Origin of the sequence: Paenibacillus sp. DMB5 (genome assembly GCF_001517085.1) — a bacterium.
Taxonomy (GTDB): Bacteria; Bacillota; Bacilli; order Paenibacillales; family Paenibacillaceae; genus Paenibacillus_AQ.
In genome coordinates this window covers 1-20,157 of the sequence record NZ_LRAC01000172.1, presented here as the reverse complement: position 1 = coordinate 20,157, position 20,157 = coordinate 1, and the positions used below count along the sequence as shown (strand labels likewise).

The window sequence follows — 20,157 nt, the reverse complement described above, 5'->3', positions numbered from 1 at the left end:
ATTTAAGTAAAAGTTTAATATTTGATTATGTGCCATAACATTAAGTTATCACTTAATGTTAAAATAACCCATGCCTGAAAAAGCGCATAGGATAAAAATCACTTTGAATTTTTTAAATACAGCGGTTGCTTTATCGGGTTAGCGTCTGTGATGAGATGCGGCCCAGTTCTTGGATGATATTGCGGGGACCGCGAAAGGTTAGCGACCGTTTTTTGCCAGTTTATAGTATAATGTTCGGAGCAGGAAGGTCGGGGGGAAGTAGTGGACAGTTTGATCAGGAGGAGATGTACATGAACAATCCAATAGTACGCACAGCCAGAGCTCCCGCAGAAAAAAGGCAGCTTATAGGGATAAGTATAAATGTAATGTTGTGGATTTATATTTTGACTAACGGAAATTTTCAGAATATTTATATAACATCGGTGATTCTTGCCCTGTTTGCTGCTGTTGAGATTATTTTGATATACCGCGCTTTTACAGCCAGAAGATCTTTTGACATCATTCTTAATCAGGATAGTCTTATCATTAACAACAGGACTATTGCAGCAGACCATATCAACACTGTTTTTGTAAAAGGCTACTTTGCCCCTGTCATCGGCATCAGACCTAAGGGAAATGTGCTGGTTCCGTATAAAAATTGCTTCCGTTTTGAAGACGAACGGTACATAAAGGAATTGACTCAGTGGGCGGAACAGCGGCAAATTAAGGTGGCCCATAAGAATTTTAGCCGCTGGCTGTAAGAAGATACTAACAAGACGAAGACCTGAAACGGAGTGCCGATATGTTCAAAATCATGCTGATTGAAGACGATGTTACGCTATTCACCGAAATTAAGGAACGCTTATCCCAATGGTCGTATGAAGTGTACGGTGTCACCGATTTTGCCAAGGTGCTGCAGGAGTTCACGGCGGTTCAGCCAGAGCTGGTCATTATTGATATTCAGCTGCCGCTGTTCGACGGGTTCCACTGGTGCCGATGATCCGTGCGCATTCCAATGTGCCGATTATCTTCCTGTCCTCGCGTGATCATCCGAGTGATATGGTGATGTCGATGCAGCTGGGGGCGGATGATTTTATGCAAAAGCCGTTCCATTTCGATGTGCTGATCGCCAAAATCCAGGCTACGCTCCGGCGGGTGTATAACTACAGCACAGAACGGACAGAGCTGAGAACATGGCGCGGTGCCACGATTGAGTATGTGAAGAATACTGTAACCAACAGCCAGGGTGCAGCTCTGCTGACCAAAAACGAAATGTTCATCCTCAAAATTCTGGTTGAGCACAAGGACCGGATTGTGGACCGTGAGGAGCTGATCAAGAATCTGTGGGACAATGAGCATTTTGTTAGCGACAATACCCTAACCGTGAATGTGAACCGTCTGCGTAAAAAGCTGGAGCCGCTCGGGCTGGATGCTTACATCGAAACCAGGGTTGGACAGGGCTACATGGCTACCGAAGAGGCGGCATTATGATTACCAAATACATAGCTGAAAAAAGAAGCTGGCTCTGCCTGCTGGCCGGAATGCAGCTGCTGATACTGTTCGTGGCTTTTGTCGATGCGTCGATCCCTTTCCTGCCTGTGCTGTATATTGTGCTATTGAATGTACTCGTCTGCACACTGTTTGTGTTCTTCCGGTATCAGAAGGAGACCCGTTTCTACAGGACAATGGAGGCCTGGGATCAGGTGTATGATCTGGAGGCGTTCCGGGAGGCGGACAGTCCGTTTGAGCACATCGTGCAGGATGCAGTAACCCTCCAGACGGAACGCTACCGGCGGGAATCCGCGGATAACTTCCGGCTGCTGGAGCAGGAAAAGGACGATCTGCTGGCCTGGATTCACGAGGTGAAGACGCCGCTTACGGCAATGCAGCTGATGATCGAGCGCCTGCCGGATGAAACACTGCAAAACCAGATGATGTACGAATGGCTGCGGATTCACCATCTGCTCGACCAGCAGCTGCACCAGAAGCGGATTCCGTTTATGCAGAACGATCTATTTATCGAGCATACAGCGCTTGAGCCGATTCTAAATAAAGAGATCCGGGGATTGCGAACCTGGTGTATCCCGAAAGGCATCGGGTTCGATGTAGAGCTGGAGGCGGAAGAGGTGCTTACGGACGGCAAGTGGCTCGGTTTTATGCTCCGTCAGCTGCTGACCAACGCTGTTAAGTACAGTGAAGCTTCAGATATTGTAATAAAGAGCCGGGAGCAGGACGGGCATGTAGTGCTGGTTATTAAAGACGAGGGCAAAGGGATTGCCCCGAAGGACCTCCCGCGTATTTTTGACAAAGGGTTTACCTCAGTGCTCGGCAGGCAGGAGGGGGCCGCTACCGGCATGGGTTTGTACTTGACGAAGCAGGTGGCGGAACCGCTGCTGATCAGCCTTGGTGTGGAGTCGGAACCTGGAATAGGTACAGTTTTTACGATGACCTTTCCGCGGGAGAATGATTTTGTGAAAACGAATGGATCAGCTTGAGCGGAGTCCGCATTCACGGATTTCGTTGAGCTCAACCGCCGACATTAAGCCGCACTGATACAAGTTGAGATACTCTTCAGAGACACTCTGATTAAAAATCAGCAGATCATCAGTATTGATAGTTACCGGAACGCCGGCATCATACAGCGTTCTGATTGGATGGCTGGCATAATCCCGGGCACGGCCTAGCATCACATTGCTGGTTGGGCATACGTTCAGCCGGATGTGATGATCAGCCAGCCAATGCAATATCTGCGGGGAGGCTGCTGCTGCGATGCCGTGGTGCACCTCCTGGAGCTCCAGCTCTACGGCTGCTTCCAGCACATCGTCGGCAGTCCCGAATTCGCCGGTATGCGCTTTGAGCACCAGTCCGGCAGACTTGGCTGTGCGGTAGATGGAGCGGAAATTCGAGACCGGCTGCGCCAATTCGGGGCCGCAAATATCAATGGAGCGAAACCAGTGATAAGCAAAAATGTCATCCAGGCGTGCGTGAACAGCATCCGTATTGCAGGCCCAATCCAGGGCAAGCTCAGGCAGAAACGCAGTCTGTGGAGCATAACGCTGACGGAGCGTGTCCATTATGCGAATAAACGTATCCATGCCGCCAAGCGATTCAATCTCATCAATCCCGAAGCTTAGCGCAAGCAGCTCAATTCCGTCGTCTGCAGCCTGGACAAAAGCGGCTTCGATTCGTTTAAGATAGCCTTCAATTCCGGGGCAATGGCTTTTCACGCTGCGCACGAACCATTCCTGCATTTCACCGAGTGAGGCAAAAGTTCCCGAATGAGGCTGGATCGTGATGTTAGCCGAGGCTTCTATGTACTTTAAATTTCCGCCCCTCCCGGCGTGGTTGTGCAGATCGCTTTTTGGGATTTTGCGCAGATCATCCAGCGAGAAGTTTTCCAGGGCAGGGATAAATAGCTGTTTCATGCCATCCTCCTGACAGACAAATTGAATATAGGTAAAATATGGGTTTCGTTTCGTACTCTGAATATAGCACACCGGCTGACGCCGCACCAGATAACGGGCGTGTGACAATAATGTCACATGCCTGTTCATATTGTTAGGTGAAACGCAGGAACGTAAGCACGGCCCGGGTATGATTGAGGTACAGAAAAGGAGTGGTTGCGAAATGGTCATTTTACAAGCCAATAAAATTTACAAAACCTACGGAAATAAATTTAACAAGCAGGAAGTGCTGAAGGGGATCGACCTGCAGGTGGACAAAGGCGAGTTCGTCGGCATTATGGGCGCGTCCGGATCAGGCAAAACAACCCTGCTGAATGTGCTGTCCTCCATCGACCGGGTCAGCCAGGGGACAATTGAAATTGAGGGCAAGGAATTTACCGGAATGAAGGAGAAGCAGCTGGCGGAGTTCCGCAAGCATCATCTGGGGTTTATTTTTCAGGAGTATAACCTGCTGGATACATTGACTGTCAAGGAAAATGTGCTGCTGCCGCTCTCGATTACCGGAATCTCCAAGAAGGAGGCGCATCAGCGGTTTGCGCAGGTAGCGGGGGAGCTGGGGATAGCCGAGCTGCAAAATAAATATCCGGCGGAGATTTCCGGCGGACAGAAGCAGCGGACCTCGGCTGCGCGGGCGTTCGTGCATGAACCGAGCATTATTTTTGCCGACGAGCCGACCGGGGCGCTGGATTCGAAATCCGCCTCTGACCTGCTGAACAAGCTGTCAGATATGAACCGGGGACGCCAGGCGACCATTGTCATGGTTACGCATGATCCGGTGGCAGCCAGCTATTGCAGCCGGGTGGTGTTTATCTCCGACGGGCAGATTTACACCCAGCTGAACAAGGGGGATGAAACGCGGCAGTCCTTCTTCAATGATATTATCAAAACCCAGGGCGTATTGGGCGGTGTCCAGTCATGAGCCTGAATTATATTGTTTACCGCAATCTCAAAAAGAACATCAAAAACTATTATCTGTACGTCTTTGCGCTTATTTTCAGTGTGGCACTGTATTTCTCCTTCGTTACCCTGCAGTTTGATCCTTCGATGGACGAGGTTGCCGGCTCGGTAAAAGGAGGCGCAGCAATCGGAACCTCCTCGATCCTGCTGGTTGCAATCGTCGCTATTTTCCTGCTGTATGCGAACACGATCTTCATTAAGCGGCGCAGCCGGGAGATCGGATTGTTCCAGCTGATCGGACTCACCAAAGGCAAAATCTTCAGGCTGCTCAGCGCCGAAAACCTGATGCTCTATTTCGGGTCGATGGTTGCCGGAATAGCCGCCGGATTCGCAGTGTCGCGTCTGATTCTGATGATCCTGTTCAAAATCCTGGAGATCGACGCGATGGCCGAGCTGCGGTTCTCGTCTGAGGCGCTGGTGCGGACAATTATCGTTTTTGCAGCAATTTATGTACTGATTATGCTGATGAACTATACGTTCATCAAAGGCCAGAGTATATTGTCACTGTTTAAAGTAAATGCAACCACTCAGACACAGATCCGCAAAATGCCGCTGTGGGAGATTGTTCTTGGACTCCTTGGCATTGCTTTTGTAGGGGGCGGCTATTACATTTCAACCCAGCTGTTCAGCGGGAAATATACAGAAATGTCCGAGCTGATGAGGGCGATGATTACGATTCTGGCCCTGGTCATTATTGGAACCTATCTGTTCTATAAAGGTTCAGTCAGCTTCCTGTTCAATGCGATCCGCAAGAGCAAGCAGGGCTACCTGTCGATCAATGAGGTGCTCTCGCTGTCCTCTATCATGTTCCGGATGAAGTCGAATGCGCTGCTACTGACAATCATCACCACTGTATCAGCACTGGCCATCGGACTGCTGTCACTCAGTTACATTTCCTATTATTCGGCAGAAGCTACGGCTAAAGAGAGCTCACCGGATGATTTCGGGTTTACCCGTGTGGAAGCGAAGGAGAAGTTTGTCCAGGCGCTGGATGCGCAAAAGATTAAATACAAAGAGATTTACATGAAGCCCATCATGATGGAAGTGGATGCCAGCGGGATCATGGACAAGTCTGCTTTTAAATCCCCGGATGACCGTCTTCTTCTAACCGCTGTACTCAGTGAAAAGGATATTAAAGGTATGGATTTGCAGCCGGGAGAGACAACGATTGTCGGTTACGGCGGTGCGCTGCAGAAGTTCATGTCACTCAGCGATTCAGGTGAAGTCAAATTTGATACGGTAAACGGACCTGTCAGCCTGCAGGTTAACGGCAGCTCCTCTGAAGCTGTTCTGCCCTATTACTATGGCGGGGGCGGCGCTATATTTGTGGTGGATGAGAGCATATATGAGGAATTTGTTAAAGCCCAGAATCCAAAGGTGCAAAGAGGAGAAGGGAAAAGAGATTATTACGGGATTGAGCTGGCCGACCGTTCACAGCGGGTTCAGGCTAACAAGATTTTCATGGAACAGAAGCCGGAGGATCCGAGCTTTTCCCAATATGAATATGAGCTGAACCAGCGGAGCAATATGGGCCTGATCATGTTCATTGTCGGCTTTCTCGGCCTGACCTTCCTGATTACCTCGGGCTGTATTCTGTACTTTAAGCAGATGGATGAGGGCGAGGAGGAAAAGGGCGGCTATACCATTCTGCGCAAGCTGGGCTTTACCCAGGGCGATCTGCTGCGCGGCATCCAGTTCAAGCAGCTGTTCAACTTCGGCATCCCGCTCGTAATCGGCCTCAGCCACAGCTATTTTGCGGTCAAATCCGGCTGGTTCTTCTTCGGTACGGAAATGCTGACACCGATGATTCTGGTGATGGTGCTGTACACGGTGCTATATTCGATCTTCGGCTTCCTGTCCGTGCTGTATTACAAGCGTGTGATCAGAGAGTCACTGTAAAGCATTCTGATGAAAAGAGGCAGCTCAGCCCGCTTCCAGCGGATGCTGAGCTGCCTTTTTGCGCCGGGTATGTGCCGAGCTGGAACAAGAGGGCCTGTGGAATGAGCATTTCCAGCCGTTCTATGAGAACAGTCTGCAGCAGCTGGAAGACGGGAGATATACCTACTGTTACCGGAACCATGTACGTACAGAGTATATTCGAACATCAGCCGGCAGAGGCGGGACAAACGGTATTGCAGTTCATCAGCAGGCATTCTGTATCAGGTTAGAGGGACAGGTACCGCTGCCGGAATGGTGGCCGGACAGAAACCGGGATTCAATTGGCACAGCTGCCCGGCATACGCCGGGTCTAGCTTGGCAAGCTCGGCAAAGTAGCTGCTGATGATATGATTCAGGCCGACCGCTCCAAGCTGGAAGGTGAGTGTGACAAGCTCGGGAACATGGCTGTAATAGAATCTTTTATCGCGTTTTGGCAGCTTGTAGACTGTGGGCGGGACAAAGGTTACAGCGTCAAAAGTATTGGCGATGCGGTAGCTGGTACGGATAAATGAGTTGAACGCTTTTTTGAAGGCAGGGTCCCCGACTCTCGGTGAACCATAGGTGTACAGTGCAGGTGACGTGAAGGCGGTATTGGCAGCTGCATCAACCGCACACAAGGTGGCAAGTGCTGCACCGAGACTGTGCCCGGTGACGGTTAAGGGTTTGCCGGATGGCAGGATGGAGAGTGCGGATATCAGCTCATTTCTGGCGGTGGCGTAGATATCGGTAAATCCCCGGTGGGTCATGCAGTCCTGCTTAATATATTTGAAGCTGCGCTGCGAGGCGATCAGATCGGATATCCAGTCGGCTTGCTGGCTGGTGCCTCGGAAGGCCACGATAATCTCATCCGGAGATTCCAGAATAAAGCCGAACCGTTCACGCCCGCTGCCGAAGGATTTGGCGTAGATTGTATGTCTCAGCGTATAATTCTGCGGCACTACAAATAAGCCGTCCGGATTATTAAATTGTACATACGTCTGACTGCATATGGCTGCCAGGAAAATCGCCCGCTGCTCAAACCCGCTATTGTTCCTCACCCGCATCCCGCCCTTCTTATTATCACTATGTATGTTGATATGGGCGGTGCGGTGCTTGTATGTGCCGCATTAACTGCCCCGGTTTTCTTTGAGGGAGCCAAATAGGCTGCAGAAAATCCGGCCTTACGGAAAACGGAGCAACAAGGAGCAAATCGCCGGCTGATTAAGAACGAAGCCAAAGAATACGCCTTCATTCAATTGGGGATGGCATTCTTTGGCTTCTTTTGCCATCCGTGACATTTTACAATATTCAGCCGCAGGCGTAAGATTCAATCAGCAACTGAATCTAATATAACTGTTCTCAAACGGCTGAATTCCGGTTTAGGGAACGGGGGAACCAACGGTGAATGCGGTATTGTTCTGATGATGCTGCTCACCCGGGGTGAATCCTTGCTGCAGGTTGAACATCAACCGGGCAGGGTAGGGCTATCTCACTGCCCGAATCCGTCAGCTAACCCCGTAAGCCTCGAAGAGAGAGGATGAGCGCCATGATCATTTAACCGACCACGGAAGCCCTGCCCTTCTGTGGTCTTTTTGCTGCGCATAAAGGCAGATAAGACGTCCGGATAAGAATGATTATTCTTATAACAACGTTTGATAGTCATTTATTTTACTCGCCTGCACGAAAGGGGGGATTAAAATCATTAGTGTATTTATTGTGTGCTTCTGGGCGGGACTGGTGCTTATTCTCAGCGGCGGATTTCACGGCCACGGGCTGACGGGCCACTTGCATGCGGGAGCCGGAGGCAGCGGAGGTCACGGCTTTGTGCCCCTGCTGCCGCTGATCGTGTCTGTTACAGTCTGGGGCGGCACGGGTTATGTGCTTGTCCGGTTCAGCAGGATGAACCTGCCGCCGGCAATACTGATTTGCACCGTAATCGCCGTGCTGCCGGGCTGTCTGCTGTATGTTGTGCTAATCCGGATGATGACCCGGTATGACAGCAGCATGAATGAATCAGATTATGATTTGGCGGGACAGCTCGGGTACATCAGCATTGCTGCAGAGGATGGAACGGCCGGGGAAATGAAATATGTGCTGCACGGGACTATGCGTTCTATTGGTGTACGGGCCGAGACAGGCCAGCAGCTTGCAAAGGGCGACAGGGTGATTATTTTGAGGGTGGATAAAGGTATGGCGGAGATAACTCTTTTTGAAAGGGAAGCCGCCCAATTATAAAATCGGGGAGTGTCGGAGCAGATGGTTATTCTCTATTTAACCGGGGGAATTGTGGCAGTGATCCTGCTGGCTGTGTTCAGTATCGTAAACGCGTATAAGAAGGTACCGCCCAACCAGGCGATGATTGTGTACGGTCTCGGCGGCAAAAGAGTGGTACAAGGCGGAGGGACGTTCGTTATTCCCGGCTTTCAGAATAATAAGACCATCTCCATGATGCTGATGAGCTTTGATGTCATTCCGGCACAGGCGATGTTCTCCCGGCAGGGCATCAAGCTTAATCTGGAGGCCGTGGCCCAGATCAAGATCAAAAGCGACCCTACCGCCATTCTGACTGCCAGCGAGCAGTTTATTGACCGGCCGGAGGAAGACCGTGAGACCATTATTCTGCATTCGGTGGAGGGTCATCTGCGCGGACTGATCGGTCAGCTGAGCGTTGAGTCTATTCTGAAGACACCGGACGAAATCAACAGCAAGATGCGGGAAACCTGCTCCGAGGATCTTGATAAAATGGGGCTTGAGGTGGTCAGCTTCACCATTAAGAAAATTACCGATGATAAAGGATATATCGATAATATGGGTGTGCCGGAAATCGAACGCATCCGCCGCGATGCCAGCATTGCCAAAGCGGAAGCAGAGCGCGACATCCAGATCAAGCAGGCTGAAGCCGAGAAGGAATCCTCCATCGCCAAAGCTAATGCGCACCAGGCTACCATTGAAGCTGAAACAGCTGCCCGTGCCAAGGAATCCCTGTTTGAAAAGGAGCTGAACATCAAGCAGGCGGATTTCAAGCTGGAGACAGAAGTGAAAAAAGCACAGGCGGATCTCGCCTACGAGCTGCAGCAGAACAAAATCAAGCAGTCACTCGTTACAGAACAGGTCAAGATTACACAAATGGAAGCAGAAGCCAACCGCACAGTCCGTGAAATCGAGGTTGGACTGAGACAGAAGGAGCTGGAGGCAACCGTGATCAAGCCTGCCGAGGCTGAGAACCAGGCAGTCATTATGAGAGCAGAAGCAGCCAAGCAGCGGCAGATTCTTGAAGCGGAGGCTGAAGCCGCCATGACGACCAAACGCGGGCTGGCAACGGCAGAAGCGGAGCTGGCAAAGGGGAAGGCCAATGCGGAAATCGTGCAGCTGGCCGGAGCAGCAGAGGCAGGAGCGCTTGAGAAGAAAGCTGAAGCTTATAAGCAGTTCACCCAAGCCGCGCTTACGGTAGAATTCTTGAAAGTTCTGCCTGAGCTGGCAGAGCGAATCGCTTCCCCGCTGGCCAAGGTTGATAAGATTACTGTCATTTCCCAGGATGGTGCCTCAGCCGGTGTGAATAAAATTACCGGCGATATTGCCAAAATGATGGCCCAGGTTCCTGAATTGACCCGCACCCTAACCGGCATGGACGTAACCGAGGCGCTCGGCGGCCTGCTCGGCCGCAATCGCGAATCAGAACAGTGATTTATAAACCAGCCTCATGCAGCACCGTAATTGTGCGCTGTGCGGGGCTGGTTTGTGTTGCCGTAAAGCTGCAGTGGCAGGATAAGCCCAAGCCTAATCCGTCCGGGCATGGTCTGCCGGCAGCGGGATCTTCCAGTACCTGCTCCCGTCGCCGGTTCTTCCCAGCAGCCGGTTATCTACCAGCTCTCTTCTCAGGAAGCAGTGATCGTTGAAGGTGTGGTTGTCCTTTATGATCTCGTTAACCTCTGCTTCGGAATACTCCACATTCTCAGAAAAATTCGTGCTCAGATACTCCACGACGATTCTTTGATTGGCGCGTTTGGCCGGCCAGCTGCGCAGCTTCCGGTCACTGTCCAGAAAATTATCCAGTTTACTTTTCATAGTCTGTTCCCTCCATAGTATAATATTCGAACATAATCTAATTATATGTATATCTAATTAGAATGCAACTGAAAGTTCTCTTTCCGGGTCTGACAAGCAATTGTTTATTAATCTTCGTTATTTCCCGCTGCGCTGCAGTAATTCCTATGGGATAATATTCCTTAATGATCTGTTATAATGCTTGGGAACATAACGGCTTCAGGGCCAGTTGAACAAGCCGTGGAGGATGAGAGCGTAATGCCAAGTGTGAGTAAAACAATAATTATATCCGTTTTTTTACTGTTAACCCTTACCGGCTGTTTTATCAGCGGAACAAATGAAGATGTCCAGGCCAACAGCGAGGAAACTGTTGCTGCAGCCGCGGACATTCCAGCCTATGACCTGTCTTCCCTTGTTATTGAGCTGCCCGCCGGGTGGGAGCTTGATAAAGGGGACAAGCTAAATTACCTGATGATAAATGAGCGGGGAGAGGCTGCAGGAAGAATTTCTTCAAGTCCCTATGAGGCTAACTATGAATTTAAGCATGCGCTGCCTAATCACAGCTCGGTAATTAACGATGAAACGATTCAGCTTCCAGCCGGAGACTGCCGGTTAATTACCCTTGATGCCGATAACGGCACAGCTGCGTCCGGCATAACCGGAACGCATAATACATATTACGGAGTTGTTTCGATTCAGGATAAAGTAATCTATATTCTCGATTTTACGAATCTGGATAAAGACCCCCGGAGCAAGCAGCAGTTCATTGATATTCTGAACACCATTTCCCTGCAGGAGCCTGCAGCGGTTCAATGACAGGAGCAGTGAACCCGTCAATCCTGTGCACGAACTATCGGAGCGCAGAGGAAGCTTTTTGTTACTCTGGAGTCAGGGAAAGGAGGCTGGCGAATGAATCTTCTGGAGGATATGAACAAAGCGCTAAGCTATATTGAGGAGCAGCTGGCGGGCGAGATCAATTACAGGGAAGCAGCGAGGCTGGCAATGTGCTCGGAGTATCATTTTAAACGGATGTTCTCCTTTTTGGCAGGGATTCCGCTCTCTGAATATGTGCGCCGCAGAAGGCTTACTTTAGCCGCATTTGATCTGCAGCACAGCCCGCTCCGCATCATTGATATTGCCGTAACCTACGGGTACAGCTCGCCCGATGCATTCACCAAAGCATTTCAGCTGTTTCACGGTATTACTCCCTCAGAAGCCAGATTAAATGGACAACCGCTGAAGGCCTTTCCCCGGATGACGTTCCAATTAACGGTTAGAGGAGGAAACGAAATGAATTACCGGATTGAAGAAAAGGAAGCATTCAGTATAGCAGGGCTGTATAAAAGGGTGCCGATTGTGTTCGAAGGGGTGAACCCGGAGATTGCCGCCATGTGGCAGAGTCTGAATATGGAGCTGATCAGCGAGCTCAAGGCGCTCTCCAACATGAAGCCTCAGGGGATGATCAGTGCTTCGGTTAACTTTTCTGAAGGGCGGATGGAGGAAAAAGGGGAGCTGGACCACTATATCGGGGTAGCTACAACGCTGGAATGTCCGGATACCTTCGCACAGCTGGAGGTAGCTGCAGGAACGTGGGCAGTATTTGAAGCGGTAGGCCCGTTTCCGGAGACACTGCAGAATATATGGGGCAGAATCTACTCGGAATGGTTCCCGTCCTCTCATTATGAGCTGGTGGAAGGGCCGGAAATCCTGTGGAATGAAAGTAAGGATACGGCTTCTCCGGCATACCGGAGCGAAATATGGATCCCGGTTAAAAAGAAAAACGAAGTGTAACAGGCAGAAGCTCCTGCGGGTAACCAGTGTTCCCGGGAGCTTCTGTTTGTTTTAGCTAAGCTGAGACATATATTCATAGGCTGTGATGCCGAACATGCTTTTGAAATGGCGGTTCAAGTGGGTCAGGTCGAAGAACCCGCAGTCTGCCACTGCCGCATAAATATCTTTGGTGCGTTCGATGGAGCGCCTGGCGTGTTCAATTTTGCAATTCAGAAAAAACTGGTAAGGGGAGATGCCGGCATGCTGCTTGAAACCGCGGATGAACTGGAACTTCGACATGCCGAACGCAAGGCACAGCTCATCCAGCTTGAGCACATTGCCAAGATTGCCCAGCATCATTTCTTTTGCCCGTTCAATAAACCGGTTATCTGTTCCTGCGCTGCCTGCGGCTGTATCTTCAGCTGTCCGGGCAAGGCGCTCAATGAGAGAGAGCAGCAGCTCACCGGATAAAGCATCCTCCCGGCCGGACTGGACTGCACCGGAAAGGGCGCAAATCTGCCGGGCCAGCCCGCGGTCATACACGATTGGAGTATCAAAGCGCAGCTCCCTGCCGCCAAGCGCCTCAGATACGAGCTCCGGCCGGAGATAGAGCATGATATAGTCAATCCCGTCCCGGTCATAGGAGCTGCCGTCGTGATACTGCTCGCGGTTAAACAGCATGACGCCTCCCGGGTGTGAGGACTGGAAGCTGCCGCCGAGCTGATATTGCTGGATGCCGCGCAGGGTGACGCCGACCGCATATTCCTCGTGGCAGTGTTTTTTGTAAGTGAAATCGCTCATGCTTGCGGATAAGGCCAGAACATCCTCTGTTTTTTTGTAAATAAACTGCTCCACAGCTTCCGCCTCCCTTCGTTAAAAAATCCCCGAAACCATTACAGCCGAGTATACCATAAACAGCGCCATAACCGTGTTCGCCGCCCGCCGGTGAGCCTGGAGGAAGGCTCTGAAGACCGCTCCGAATACCAGCCAGGCCATAAAGGCCAAAAATCCGATTACGGTTATAACAATGACAAAGACGGCTAAAGTAAGCGGAGAGCTGTAATAAGGCAGCACATAGCCGGGAATCACAGTTAGCGTAAACAGGATCACCTTAGGGTTGATAAACTGCATCAGCAAGCCGGAGGCAAAGCTGGACGTATAGTGATTCTGGGCTTCCGCTGTGTTCATCCGGTAAATCTGATAGGCCAGATACAGCATATACAGGCTGCCAGCGACCTGCATTACGGTGAGAACACCAGGCAGCACGCCGGCAAGCATCCGGTTCAGCAGGGCGGAAGCGGCAAGCAGCAGGCCGAAGGCAAGCGTTGCTCCCCATACATACTTCATAGCCTGCTTCAGGCTGTTGTGCTGGACAGTGGAAAGGATGACAATATTCGTCGGTCCCGGAGTAAAAGTAACAACAACGCAATATACAAGAAAAGCGGTAAGATTCATGAGGACCTCCTGATGTGTAGTCAACAGTCAACATGAATCGTACACCGGAACGCGGGGCGGTCTATAGTACATTATTGCAGCATGCGTGCTTATTCCTTAGACAAGCTGTTTGCCGGGCAGCATCTGATTTTGCTCCAGCATCGCCCACAGCTGCCCGGTAATGTCTTCGGCAGAATAGGACACGGGGTTCGTAAACCACCATTCGATAACACCGACAGTCGCAGAAGCCATAAATTGGATCCGTACCTCATGATCCACTCCAGCGGGGAATTGATGATCTGCAAACTGCTGTCTGATACCCAGGCAGATCATCTCGAGCAGGCGGCTGCGCAGGGCGGGCACCCCCTTGCTTGTCAGCAGGGTGGTGTAGAACGCGGTATGCTTCTCCAGCATAGTGAATACACGCAGCAGGGAGTCCTTTGTCGGATAAGCCGGTTCATTAAGCCCTTCCAGCGGCATACAGCTTGCGATAAGCAGATCCAGATGGGTCTCGATACATAAGTCCAGCAGGTGGTACTTGTCCGTATAGTGGGCATAGACGGTTCCGCGGTTAACGTCTGCGCGCTCGGCAATTTCATTGATTGTAATCTTTTCGAATTCCTTTTCCGCCATCAGGCTGATCAGGGCATCCATGATGGCTTCCTGGCTTTTCCGGACTCGTCTGTCCATGCTCGGGCTCTCCTTTGATTCCGTTTATTTAAAAAGTTATCGGACATTTGTGTGCATTCTGTCGGGAAACCGACATTAACGCCGATTTTAACAATTGTACAGAAGGATAAGCTGAATTATATTGAACAAATGATCAGAAAACAACATTTGTTCGAAAAAGAGGGGATTACGATGAAGACATTGGTTTATGGCGCCGGGGTGCTCGGCAGCTATCTGGCACATGTGCTGATCCAGGGCGGAAATGATGTAACGATGTTGGCGAGAGGCAGCCGGGCGGAGGAGCTGAAGCGGGACGGACTGGTTATCCGCCACTATTTTCAGCGGAGGACGACCACTGACAGGGTGACGGTAATCAGTACGCTTGAGCCGGAGGAGCATTATGATCTGATTTTTGTCGTGATGAAATTCAATGACTTTCCGGCTGTCCTGCCGGTGCTTGCAGTGAATACCAGCAGCAACATTGTCCTGGTGGGCAATAATCCGGAGGCGCATGCTACGCAGAGAATTCTGGAGGAGCTTAGCGGAAACAAGAAAAATATAGCGTTCGGATTTCAGCTGAGCGGCGGACGGCGGGAGAAGGACCGCATGATCTCCGTCCGCGCAGGCGGGCAGATGGTGCTTGGTGCGCTGAACGGACCGGTGCCGTTCCAGGACATGCTGGCTACGGCTTTTGCACATACCAAATATAAACTGAGCTTCCTTGAGGATATCGATACATGGCTGAAAAGCCACATCATCACGATTCTGCCGATGAACCTCGCTACATTTGCTGTCAAAGGTGATGTGAAAATACTTGCGAAGAACAAGAAGCTGCTGCAGCAGATTATCACAGCGATGGACGAAGGCTTCAGTGTGCTTGAGACACTGGGATATACTATAGTCCCGGCAGGTCAGGTTAAGGCAGTCCGTTCCTACCGCAGGCTTATGTATCTGTTCCTGAAGCTGTATCACAGGCTTCCGGTTGCCCGGATGATCGATGGCTCAGTGCATGAGCTTACGGCGCTTAACAGTGCTTTTGAGCGGCTGAAGCAGCAGGCAGGGGTGGCAACTCCGGTCTGGGATGAGCTTGTTGCTCTGAACGGCGAAAGGTAAGACTGGCAGAACGTAGAATCCGGCGACAATCCGGGAGAATTTGTGTACACTAAGCTTAAGCGCATGCTTAATCTGCATCTGAGGTGTCGATAAGAATGAATAATGAGCTGACCATAAGCAAGCTAACAGCCGGGGACAGGGGAGCGGCTGCGCGGATTTTTGAGATTTCAATAACGGATGCCTTTGAACAGGAAGGGCTGGGAGATCTGCGGGAGGATCTGGCCCAGGAGATCGACGGTAAAAATCATCTGGTCCAGGCTGCGCTTAGCCGTGCCAATCCGGACACTTTTCTGCTGCTGGCCAGGCTGAACGGCGAAGCCGCCGGTACGATATCCTTCGGCCCCTGCGGTGAAGAAGTGCGGATATGCACCGGCGGCCGGCTGAACGATGTAGGGGAGCTGGGCAGCTTATACGTACTTCCGCAGCTACAGAACCGGGGAATCGGCTCAGCGCTAATCCGCAGCATGGCAGAATGGCTGGACGGACAGGGAATCGAGCAGTTCTGTCTGGACAGCGGCTATAAGCGCGCACAGCAGAGATGGCTGCAGAAGTTCGGTGAGCCTTATGTAACCGCCCGGGACTACTGGGGTCCCGGCAATCCGCATATGGTGTGGCTGTGCAGGGTGAAGGATTACGTGTAGACTGCCGGGGTAAGCCTAGCGGTACTCTATGTGCAGATTATCACTGTCAAAATAGACAAGATCACCCTCATCATAATGCCATACGGCTCTGAGCCGGGTAGGCTGGCGGAGCCCGTTAATGATTCTGTAGTTATCCATGTATGCCGTCCAGCGTACGTTCTGCTTGGAGCCGTCCATGCCTATTGCAGTACGGTCATCCGTAGTAAAAGATATGCATTCGCCGTTCTCGCGGAAGCTGAAGATGCCGCTGGCTGTGCTGCCGTAACGGGAAATCGTCGCTTCGGCGTGCAGATCATCAATGGGCTTCCAGGTGACATAGCTTTGGAGCGCAGCACTTGGCAGCAGTAGAGCTTCAGAGAGAAAGGTAACCAGACTGGCCTGGTCCATTTCTGCCCCCCTCTGGTCGAACAGGGGAATCAGCTTGCCCAGGACCCCCTTCATAGCCCCCTTACCATCCACATAAGAATCCAGTCCCTGAAAAGGGATGCCGTACATCTTAGTGTCGATAAAAGCAATTCTGTCCGTCTGCCGGACGAAGTTGTACTGGGTGTAATCAATAGTAATTGGAGATTTGCCCTGTCCCAGGCTAAAGGTTACATTGCGGAACTTGGCTTTCATCGAGGACATTTCAGGAAATCCGGTAAAGCCGGCTCCCTCAAAATACCTTTGCACCGGCAGCGGCAATGCCTCCCAATCCTGGCTGGTGAACACTGTGTCTGCAGCAGTTATCCCGGTCATCAGGCGGGAAGCCAGCCTCTGAAAGTCGGACTTTGTTCTCGAATAGGGGAGGTACCAGAAGGCGGCAACTGCTGCCAAGCCGATTATTGCGGCGCTCAACAATATCATAAGCTTTCTACTCCTTTTCTTCATCTGACGAGCCTGCTTCCATCCGGGCGATGTTCCGGCTAAGCCTGGTCAAGCCGTTGAACAGGCCGGTTGTTGCCTCCTTACCGAAATCAGCGAATAACTCCGCCATAAACCGCTCTTCCTCCCGGCTTCTTCCCGCGAAGTAAACCATACAGCCTTCAGTGAGCCGTACGCGGAGAATCCGTGCATCCTGCGGGTCTTTGGCAAGCTCCACCAGGCCCTGCTTCTCCAGCAGCAACGCCATTTTCTTTACATTCTGCCTGGAGCTGCCGATCATGGCAGCCAGATCACTTAACGCGGGAGCCGGCTGGCCGCTCTTCAAAATGACCGCGATCAGCAGCCACTGCTTCATGGTAATCTTCTCATCAAGCTTATCGCCCAGAACCTGTATCCTGTTGGCAAGCATAAGCAGAGAACCCAAAATATAAGCCTGCTGTTCTTGTTCGTTCAATTCATTTCATCTCCTCCGGAATAAAGGTAACCTATTACGTATTTATTATATGTAATAGGTTACCTTTTGTCACTACATCTTTAGACGGAGTTGGAAATGGTCTCGCAGACCGTTAATCGGGGACAAAGAACGGGCGTATAATGAGACAGCGGTGAACGGTTAAAACGCTTTGAAACCTTACATACACGTTTACACCCAGTTTAAATAAGGGGTTTATGATCCTTATATATTAGCAGTGCAGGAGGAGAAGCAAATGAGTCAACAAATGAACGAAGCCCGGCAGCAGGGCGGCTTGGCGATTGAAGCGCAGGGACTGGTCAAAAGATTCGGGGATAACCGCGCTGTAGATGGAGTCGATCTGCAGGTACCCACCGGATCGATTTATGGCGTGCTCGGGCCGAACGGGGCGGGAAAAACAACCGCGATCCGCATGCTGGCAACGCTGCTTAGACCGGATGGCGGATCTGCCAGAATTTTCGGGCATGATGTAGTGAAGGAGCCGCAGATTGTGCGGCAGCTAATTGGAGTTACCGGACAGTATGCCTCAGTCGATGAATCGCTAAGCGCTACCGAGAATCTGGTGATCTTCTCGCGTCTGCTTGGACTTGGGCGGGCCGAAGCCAAGCGCAAGGCAGCAGACCTGCTGGAGGAATTCGGGCTGAGCGAAGCAGCCAGACGGCCGCTGAAGAATTTCTCCGGGGGGATGCGCCGTCGTCTGGATCTGGCGGCAAGCCTGATCGCGCAGCCGCCGCTGATTTTTCTGGATGAGCCGACCACAGGACTAGACCCGCGGACACGCAACCAGATGTGGGATACGATCCGCCGCCTGGTAGGTTCAGGGTCCACCGTGCTGCTGACCACGCAGTATCTGGAGGAAGCGGATCAGCTGGCCGACCGGATTGCTGTAATCGATCATGGCCGCGTCGTTGCCGAGGGCACCGTCGATAATCTGAAATCCTCGATCGGCAGCTCGTCGCTGCATCTCAAAGTCCAGAATCCGCAGCAGATCCAGCTGGCCCGGCAGACGGTGGAACGTGTACTCCGCGTACAGACTGCCATTTCAGCGGAAGCGGCAACCATTACAGCTCCGATGGGCAATTCGGATGCCGTAACCGATCTGCTCATTGCCCTGCGTGAAGCAGGAGTAGCCTTGTCTGAGATGAGCGTGCAGAAGCCGACCCTTGACGAAGTATTCCTGTCACTGACCGGCCGCGGGGTGGAGGATCATGCAGCACAGGCGGCAAATAAAACAGCCAAAACGGAGGAGCAGCACTATGAGTACAATCATTAAACCGGGCGCAGAACGCCAATTAAAAAATCGTTCCAGCCTCCGCCAGTCGGTCCGCAACTCCCTGACTATGGCTTACCGGGGGCTGCTCAAAATCAAGCGCACACCTGAGCAGCTGTTCGATGTTACGCTGCAGCCGATTATTTTCACTCTGATGTTCACCTATATCTTCGGCGGGGCGATCTCGGGGGATGTGGTCAGCTATCTGCCGGTCATTATCCCGGGGATTCTGGTGCAGACGGTGATTACCACCTCGATTGTAACCGGTGTGCAGCTGCGTGAGGATATGGAAAAAGGGGTGTTCGACCGTTTCAAGTCACTGCCGATCTCCCGTATCGCCCCGCTTGCCGGTGCGCTCCTGGCTGATACCGTCCGCTATACCATTGCTACGGTGCTGACTTTCGCAATGGGTTATCTGATGGGCTACCGTCCGGAAGGCGGCCTGGGCTCTGTTGTCCTTGCGGCATTGCTGGTCATCGGCTGCTCCTGGGCGATCAGTTGGATTTTTGCCTTCTTCGGTGTCATTGCGCGTACAGCTTCCAGCGTACAGGGCATTTCGATGATCGTGCTGTTCCCGCTTACCTTCATGTCCAACGCTTTTGTACCTGCTGATACCATGCCTGACTGGCTGCAATGGTTTGTCAAAATCAACCCGATCTCTCATCTCGTCACCGCTGTCCGTAATTTGACCAATGCAGGCACAGCAGGCTCCGACCTTGTTTATTCCCTGATCGGTGCAGCAGTTATTGTGGCGGTCTTTGCACCGATCACCGTCCGCGCTTATATGCGCCGCACGTAACTGATAGATTAGCGGAAGACAATCCTCCTTGAGTGGAGGATTGTCCTTTTTCTATACTTACTTCATGCAATTGATGTGCAATACCTGATCATGAAAAATGAACTGCTTATATCTGAAATATGAACCAGCCTAAACCTCTTCGGATGCAAACGGTTTTTCCGTACACTTGCCGCTACCTTACGAATCGCCGGTCCACCGGTTCTGATGTGCCTAAGCTGCTCTTTTATGCCGATCCTGCTGTACAATCCTCAAACCGCAGTTTAACTGGTGCCGGGAGCATTTAAGTAATCTCATCTTATGTCAGATAGGGAACGGCATTCACCATCTGACGGAGTATAACCCGCAACTGATCGGTCTGGAGCTACAGCGCTGGATTAACGCAGCCTCTGTAGGCCAAATGAGTGAAATGAAGGGCATAAATGCCCTTGATTTCGGCCGCTGAGGCGATATGAGAGAAATGAAGGGCATAAATGCCTCTGATTTCGGCCGCTGAGGCGAAATGAGCAGAATGAAGGGCATAAATGCCTTTGATTTCGGCGGATGAGGCGAAATGAGCAGAATGAAGGGCAAAAATGCCCTTGATTTCGGCCGTTGAGGCCAAATGAGCAGAATGAAGGGCATAAATGCCTCTGATTTCGGCGGAAGAGGCGAAATGAGTGAAATGAAGGGCATAAATGCCTCTGATTTCGGCTGATGAGGCCAAATGAGGCAGAATGAAGGATCATAATGCCCTTTCGATTCGGCGGATGAGGCGAAATGAGTGA

At 51.4% G+C, this 20,157-nt stretch carries 21 protein-coding genes, 1 pseudogene and 1 riboswitch; of the genes and pseudogenes, 14 read left to right on the top strand and 8 right to left on the bottom strand.

Going from position 1 to position 20,157, the window contains the following annotated elements; genetic code table 11:
* The first annotated feature begins 290 nt into the window (after positions 1-290).
* The 3 genes and pseudogenes from AWJ19_RS32425 to AWJ19_RS32415 all read left to right on the top strand — a co-directional run bounded on the left by AWJ19_RS32425 (position 291) and on the right by AWJ19_RS32415 (position 2,474).
* Positions 291-740, top strand: coding sequence for a hypothetical protein (locus AWJ19_RS32425; RefSeq protein ID WP_068729837.1), 450 nt, complete (start codon positions 291-293; stop codon positions 738-740).
* A 41-nt stretch (positions 741-781) separates the two neighbouring features.
* Positions 782-1,470: pseudogene (locus AWJ19_RS32420) on the top strand (response regulator transcription factor).
* Complete coding sequence (locus AWJ19_RS32415; protein WP_068729835.1) at positions 1,467-2,474, top strand: sensor histidine kinase; 1,008 nt, start codon at positions 1,467-1,469, stop codon at positions 2,472-2,474. Before AWJ19_RS32420 ends, AWJ19_RS32415 begins: the two are co-directional and overlap by 4 nt.
* Here AWJ19_RS32415 and AWJ19_RS32410 read toward each other — a convergent pair.
* Positions 2,466-3,404 carry a hypothetical protein gene (locus AWJ19_RS32410; RefSeq protein WP_068729833.1) on the bottom strand — a complete coding sequence of 313 codons (939 nt, stop codon included), beginning with the start codon at positions 3,402-3,404 and terminating at the stop codon, positions 2,466-2,468. The genes AWJ19_RS32415 and AWJ19_RS32410 overlap by 9 nt on opposite strands.
* Before the next feature lie 202 nt (positions 3,405-3,606).
* On the opposite strand from AWJ19_RS32410, the gene AWJ19_RS32405 reads away from it, so the two are divergent.
* From AWJ19_RS32405 to AWJ19_RS35520, 3 genes are all read left to right on the top strand, one after another.
* Positions 3,607-4,362 (top strand): ABC transporter ATP-binding protein, encoded by a 756-nt coding sequence (locus tag AWJ19_RS32405; protein WP_068729831.1) that lies wholly within the window; start codon positions 3,607-3,609, stop codon positions 4,360-4,362.
* Positions 4,359-6,299, top strand: a complete 1,941-nt coding sequence (locus AWJ19_RS32400) for an ABC transporter permease (RefSeq protein WP_068729830.1) — start codon at positions 4,359-4,361, stop codon at positions 6,297-6,299. The genes AWJ19_RS32405 and AWJ19_RS32400 overlap by 4 nt, the downstream gene beginning before the upstream one ends.
* 101 nt (positions 6,300-6,400) lie before the next feature.
* Positions 6,401-6,568, top strand: a complete 168-nt coding sequence (locus tag AWJ19_RS35520) for a hypothetical protein (RefSeq protein WP_157890135.1) — start codon at positions 6,401-6,403, stop codon at positions 6,566-6,568.
* Here AWJ19_RS35520 and AWJ19_RS32395 read toward each other — a convergent pair.
* Positions 6,560-7,381, bottom strand: a complete 822-nt coding sequence (locus tag AWJ19_RS32395; protein ID WP_068729828.1) for a lipase family protein — start codon at positions 7,379-7,381, stop codon at positions 6,560-6,562. The two genes, AWJ19_RS35520 and AWJ19_RS32395, sit on opposite strands and share 9 nt — an antisense overlap.
* Before the next feature lie 291 nt (positions 7,382-7,672).
* Positions 7,673-7,856, top strand: a riboswitch (cyclic di-AMP (ydaO/yuaA leader).
* Positions 7,857-8,054: 198 nt separating this feature from the next.
* Between AWJ19_RS32395 and AWJ19_RS32390 the strand changes: the two genes are divergently transcribed.
* Together AWJ19_RS32390 and AWJ19_RS32385 are read left to right on the top strand one after the other, a co-directional pair.
* Positions 8,055-8,552: a hypothetical protein gene (locus AWJ19_RS32390; protein ID WP_128083750.1), complete on the top strand. Its 498-nt coding sequence runs from the start codon at positions 8,055-8,057 to the stop codon at positions 8,550-8,552.
* A gap of 21 nt (positions 8,553-8,573) precedes the next feature.
* Positions 8,574-10,001, top strand: a complete 1,428-nt coding sequence (locus AWJ19_RS32385) for an SPFH domain-containing protein (protein ID WP_082708241.1) — start codon at positions 8,574-8,576, stop codon at positions 9,999-10,001.
* Positions 10,002-10,094: 93 nt separating this feature from the next.
* On the opposite strand, the gene AWJ19_RS32380 is transcribed toward AWJ19_RS32385, so the two are convergent.
* Positions 10,095-10,382, bottom strand: coding sequence for a DUF2087 domain-containing protein (locus tag AWJ19_RS32380; protein ID WP_068729821.1), 288 nt, complete (start codon positions 10,380-10,382; stop codon positions 10,095-10,097).
* A 246-nt stretch (positions 10,383-10,628) separates the two neighbouring features.
* Here AWJ19_RS32380 and AWJ19_RS32375 point away from each other — a divergent pair, with 246 nt between their 5' ends.
* The gene (locus tag AWJ19_RS32375) at positions 10,629-11,177 is read left to right on the top strand and encodes a hypothetical protein (RefSeq protein ID WP_157890134.1); all 549 of its coding nucleotides are present in this window, start codon (positions 10,629-10,631) and stop codon (positions 11,175-11,177) included.
* 93 nt (positions 11,178-11,270) lie between these two features.
* The gene (locus tag AWJ19_RS32370) at positions 11,271-12,152 is read left to right on the top strand and encodes a GyrI-like domain-containing protein (RefSeq protein ID WP_068729817.1); all 882 of its coding nucleotides are present in this window, start codon (positions 11,271-11,273) and stop codon (positions 12,150-12,152) included.
* A 51-nt stretch (positions 12,153-12,203) separates the two neighbouring features.
* On the opposite strand, the gene AWJ19_RS32365 is transcribed toward AWJ19_RS32370, so the two are convergent.
* The 3 genes from AWJ19_RS32365 to AWJ19_RS32355 form a co-directional block, all read right to left on the bottom strand.
* A complete protein-coding gene (locus AWJ19_RS32365; protein WP_068729815.1) occupies positions 12,204-12,986 on the bottom strand; it encodes an AraC family transcriptional regulator in 783 nt (260 codons plus the stop codon).
* 18 nt (positions 12,987-13,004) lie between these two features.
* Positions 13,005-13,586, bottom strand: a complete 582-nt coding sequence (locus AWJ19_RS32360) for a LysE family transporter (protein WP_068729812.1) — start codon at positions 13,584-13,586, stop codon at positions 13,005-13,007.
* A 96-nt stretch (positions 13,587-13,682) separates the two neighbouring features.
* Positions 13,683-14,255 (bottom strand): TetR/AcrR family transcriptional regulator, encoded by a 573-nt coding sequence (locus AWJ19_RS32355; RefSeq protein WP_068729810.1) that lies wholly within the window; start codon positions 14,253-14,255, stop codon positions 13,683-13,685.
* 171 nt (positions 14,256-14,426) lie between these two features.
* On the opposite strand from AWJ19_RS32355, the gene AWJ19_RS32350 reads away from it, so the two are divergent.
* Both AWJ19_RS32350 and AWJ19_RS32345 read left to right on the top strand, forming a co-directional pair.
* Positions 14,427-15,347 (top strand): 2-dehydropantoate 2-reductase N-terminal domain-containing protein, encoded by a 921-nt coding sequence (locus tag AWJ19_RS32350; protein ID WP_068729808.1) that lies wholly within the window; start codon positions 14,427-14,429, stop codon positions 15,345-15,347.
* A gap of 95 nt (positions 15,348-15,442) precedes the next feature.
* The gene (locus AWJ19_RS32345) at positions 15,443-15,988 is read left to right on the top strand and encodes a GNAT family N-acetyltransferase (protein ID WP_068729806.1); all 546 of its coding nucleotides are present in this window, start codon (positions 15,443-15,445) and stop codon (positions 15,986-15,988) included.
* 15 nt (positions 15,989-16,003) lie between these two features.
* Here the strand turns inward: AWJ19_RS32345 and AWJ19_RS32340 are convergent, their stop codons facing one another.
* Positions 16,004-16,834, bottom strand: a complete 831-nt coding sequence (locus tag AWJ19_RS32340; protein WP_068729804.1) for a DUF6544 family protein — start codon at positions 16,832-16,834, stop codon at positions 16,004-16,006.
* Positions 16,835-16,841: 7 nt separating this feature from the next.
* Positions 16,842-17,306, bottom strand: a complete 465-nt coding sequence (locus AWJ19_RS32335) for a MarR family transcriptional regulator (RefSeq protein ID WP_082708240.1) — start codon at positions 17,304-17,306, stop codon at positions 16,842-16,844.
* 253 nt (positions 17,307-17,559) lie between these two features.
* Here AWJ19_RS32335 and AWJ19_RS32330 point away from each other — a divergent pair, with 253 nt between their 5' ends.
* Together AWJ19_RS32330 and AWJ19_RS32325 are read left to right on the top strand one after the other, a co-directional pair.
* Complete coding sequence (locus AWJ19_RS32330; protein WP_068729802.1) at positions 17,560-18,597, top strand: ATP-binding cassette domain-containing protein; 1,038 nt, start codon at positions 17,560-17,562, stop codon at positions 18,595-18,597.
* Positions 18,581-19,393, top strand: a complete 813-nt coding sequence (locus tag AWJ19_RS32325) for an ABC transporter permease (protein ID WP_068729800.1) — start codon at positions 18,581-18,583, stop codon at positions 19,391-19,393. Before AWJ19_RS32330 ends, AWJ19_RS32325 begins: the two co-directional genes overlap by 17 nt.
* Positions 19,394-20,157 lie beyond the last annotated feature (764 nt).

What these genes read in the sequence shown, in the direction of transcription:
- AWJ19_RS32380 (WP_068729821.1), bottom strand. Translation starts at nt 10,382, where the DNA reads ATGAAAAGTAAACTGGATAATTTTCTGGACAGTGACCGGAAGCTGCGC.
- AWJ19_RS32340 (WP_068729804.1), bottom strand. Translation starts at nt 16,834, where the DNA reads ATGATATTGTTGAGCGCCGCAATAATCGGCTTGGCAGCAGTTGCCGCC.
- AWJ19_RS32350 (WP_068729808.1), top strand. Translation starts at nt 14,427, where the DNA reads ATGAAGACATTGGTTTATGGCGCCGGGGTGCTCGGCAGCTATCTGGCA.
- AWJ19_RS32370 (WP_068729817.1), top strand. Translation starts at nt 11,271, where the DNA reads ATGAATCTTCTGGAGGATATGAACAAAGCGCTAAGCTATATTGAGGAG.
- AWJ19_RS32385 (WP_082708241.1), top strand. Translation starts at nt 8,574, where the DNA reads ATGGTTATTCTCTATTTAACCGGGGGAATTGTGGCAGTGATCCTGCTG.
- AWJ19_RS32345 (WP_068729806.1), top strand. Translation starts at nt 15,443, where the DNA reads ATGAATAATGAGCTGACCATAAGCAAGCTAACAGCCGGGGACAGGGGA.
- AWJ19_RS32355 (WP_068729810.1), bottom strand. Translation starts at nt 14,255, where the DNA reads ATGGACAGACGAGTCCGGAAAAGCCAGGAAGCCATCATGGATGCCCTG.
- AWJ19_RS32360 (WP_068729812.1), bottom strand. Translation starts at nt 13,586, where the DNA reads ATGAATCTTACCGCTTTTCTTGTATATTGCGTTGTTGTTACTTTTACT.
- AWJ19_RS35520 (WP_157890135.1), top strand. Translation starts at nt 6,401, where the DNA reads ATGAGCATTTCCAGCCGTTCTATGAGAACAGTCTGCAGCAGCTGGAAG.
- AWJ19_RS32395 (WP_068729828.1), bottom strand. Translation starts at nt 7,381, where the DNA reads ATGCGGGTGAGGAACAATAGCGGGTTTGAGCAGCGGGCGATTTTCCTG.
- AWJ19_RS32410 (WP_068729833.1), bottom strand. Translation starts at nt 3,404, where the DNA reads ATGAAACAGCTATTTATCCCTGCCCTGGAAAACTTCTCGCTGGATGAT.
- AWJ19_RS32425 (WP_068729837.1), top strand. Translation starts at nt 291, where the DNA reads ATGAACAATCCAATAGTACGCACAGCCAGAGCTCCCGCAGAAAAAAGG.
- AWJ19_RS32330 (WP_068729802.1), top strand. Translation starts at nt 17,560, where the DNA reads ATGAGTCAACAAATGAACGAAGCCCGGCAGCAGGGCGGCTTGGCGATT.
- AWJ19_RS32400 (WP_068729830.1), top strand. Translation starts at nt 4,359, where the DNA reads ATGAGCCTGAATTATATTGTTTACCGCAATCTCAAAAAGAACATCAAA.
- AWJ19_RS32325 (WP_068729800.1), top strand. Translation starts at nt 18,581, where the DNA reads ATGAGTACAATCATTAAACCGGGCGCAGAACGCCAATTAAAAAATCGT.
- AWJ19_RS32415 (WP_068729835.1), top strand. Translation starts at nt 1,467, where the DNA reads ATGATTACCAAATACATAGCTGAAAAAAGAAGCTGGCTCTGCCTGCTG.
- AWJ19_RS32405 (WP_068729831.1), top strand. Translation starts at nt 3,607, where the DNA reads ATGGTCATTTTACAAGCCAATAAAATTTACAAAACCTACGGAAATAAA.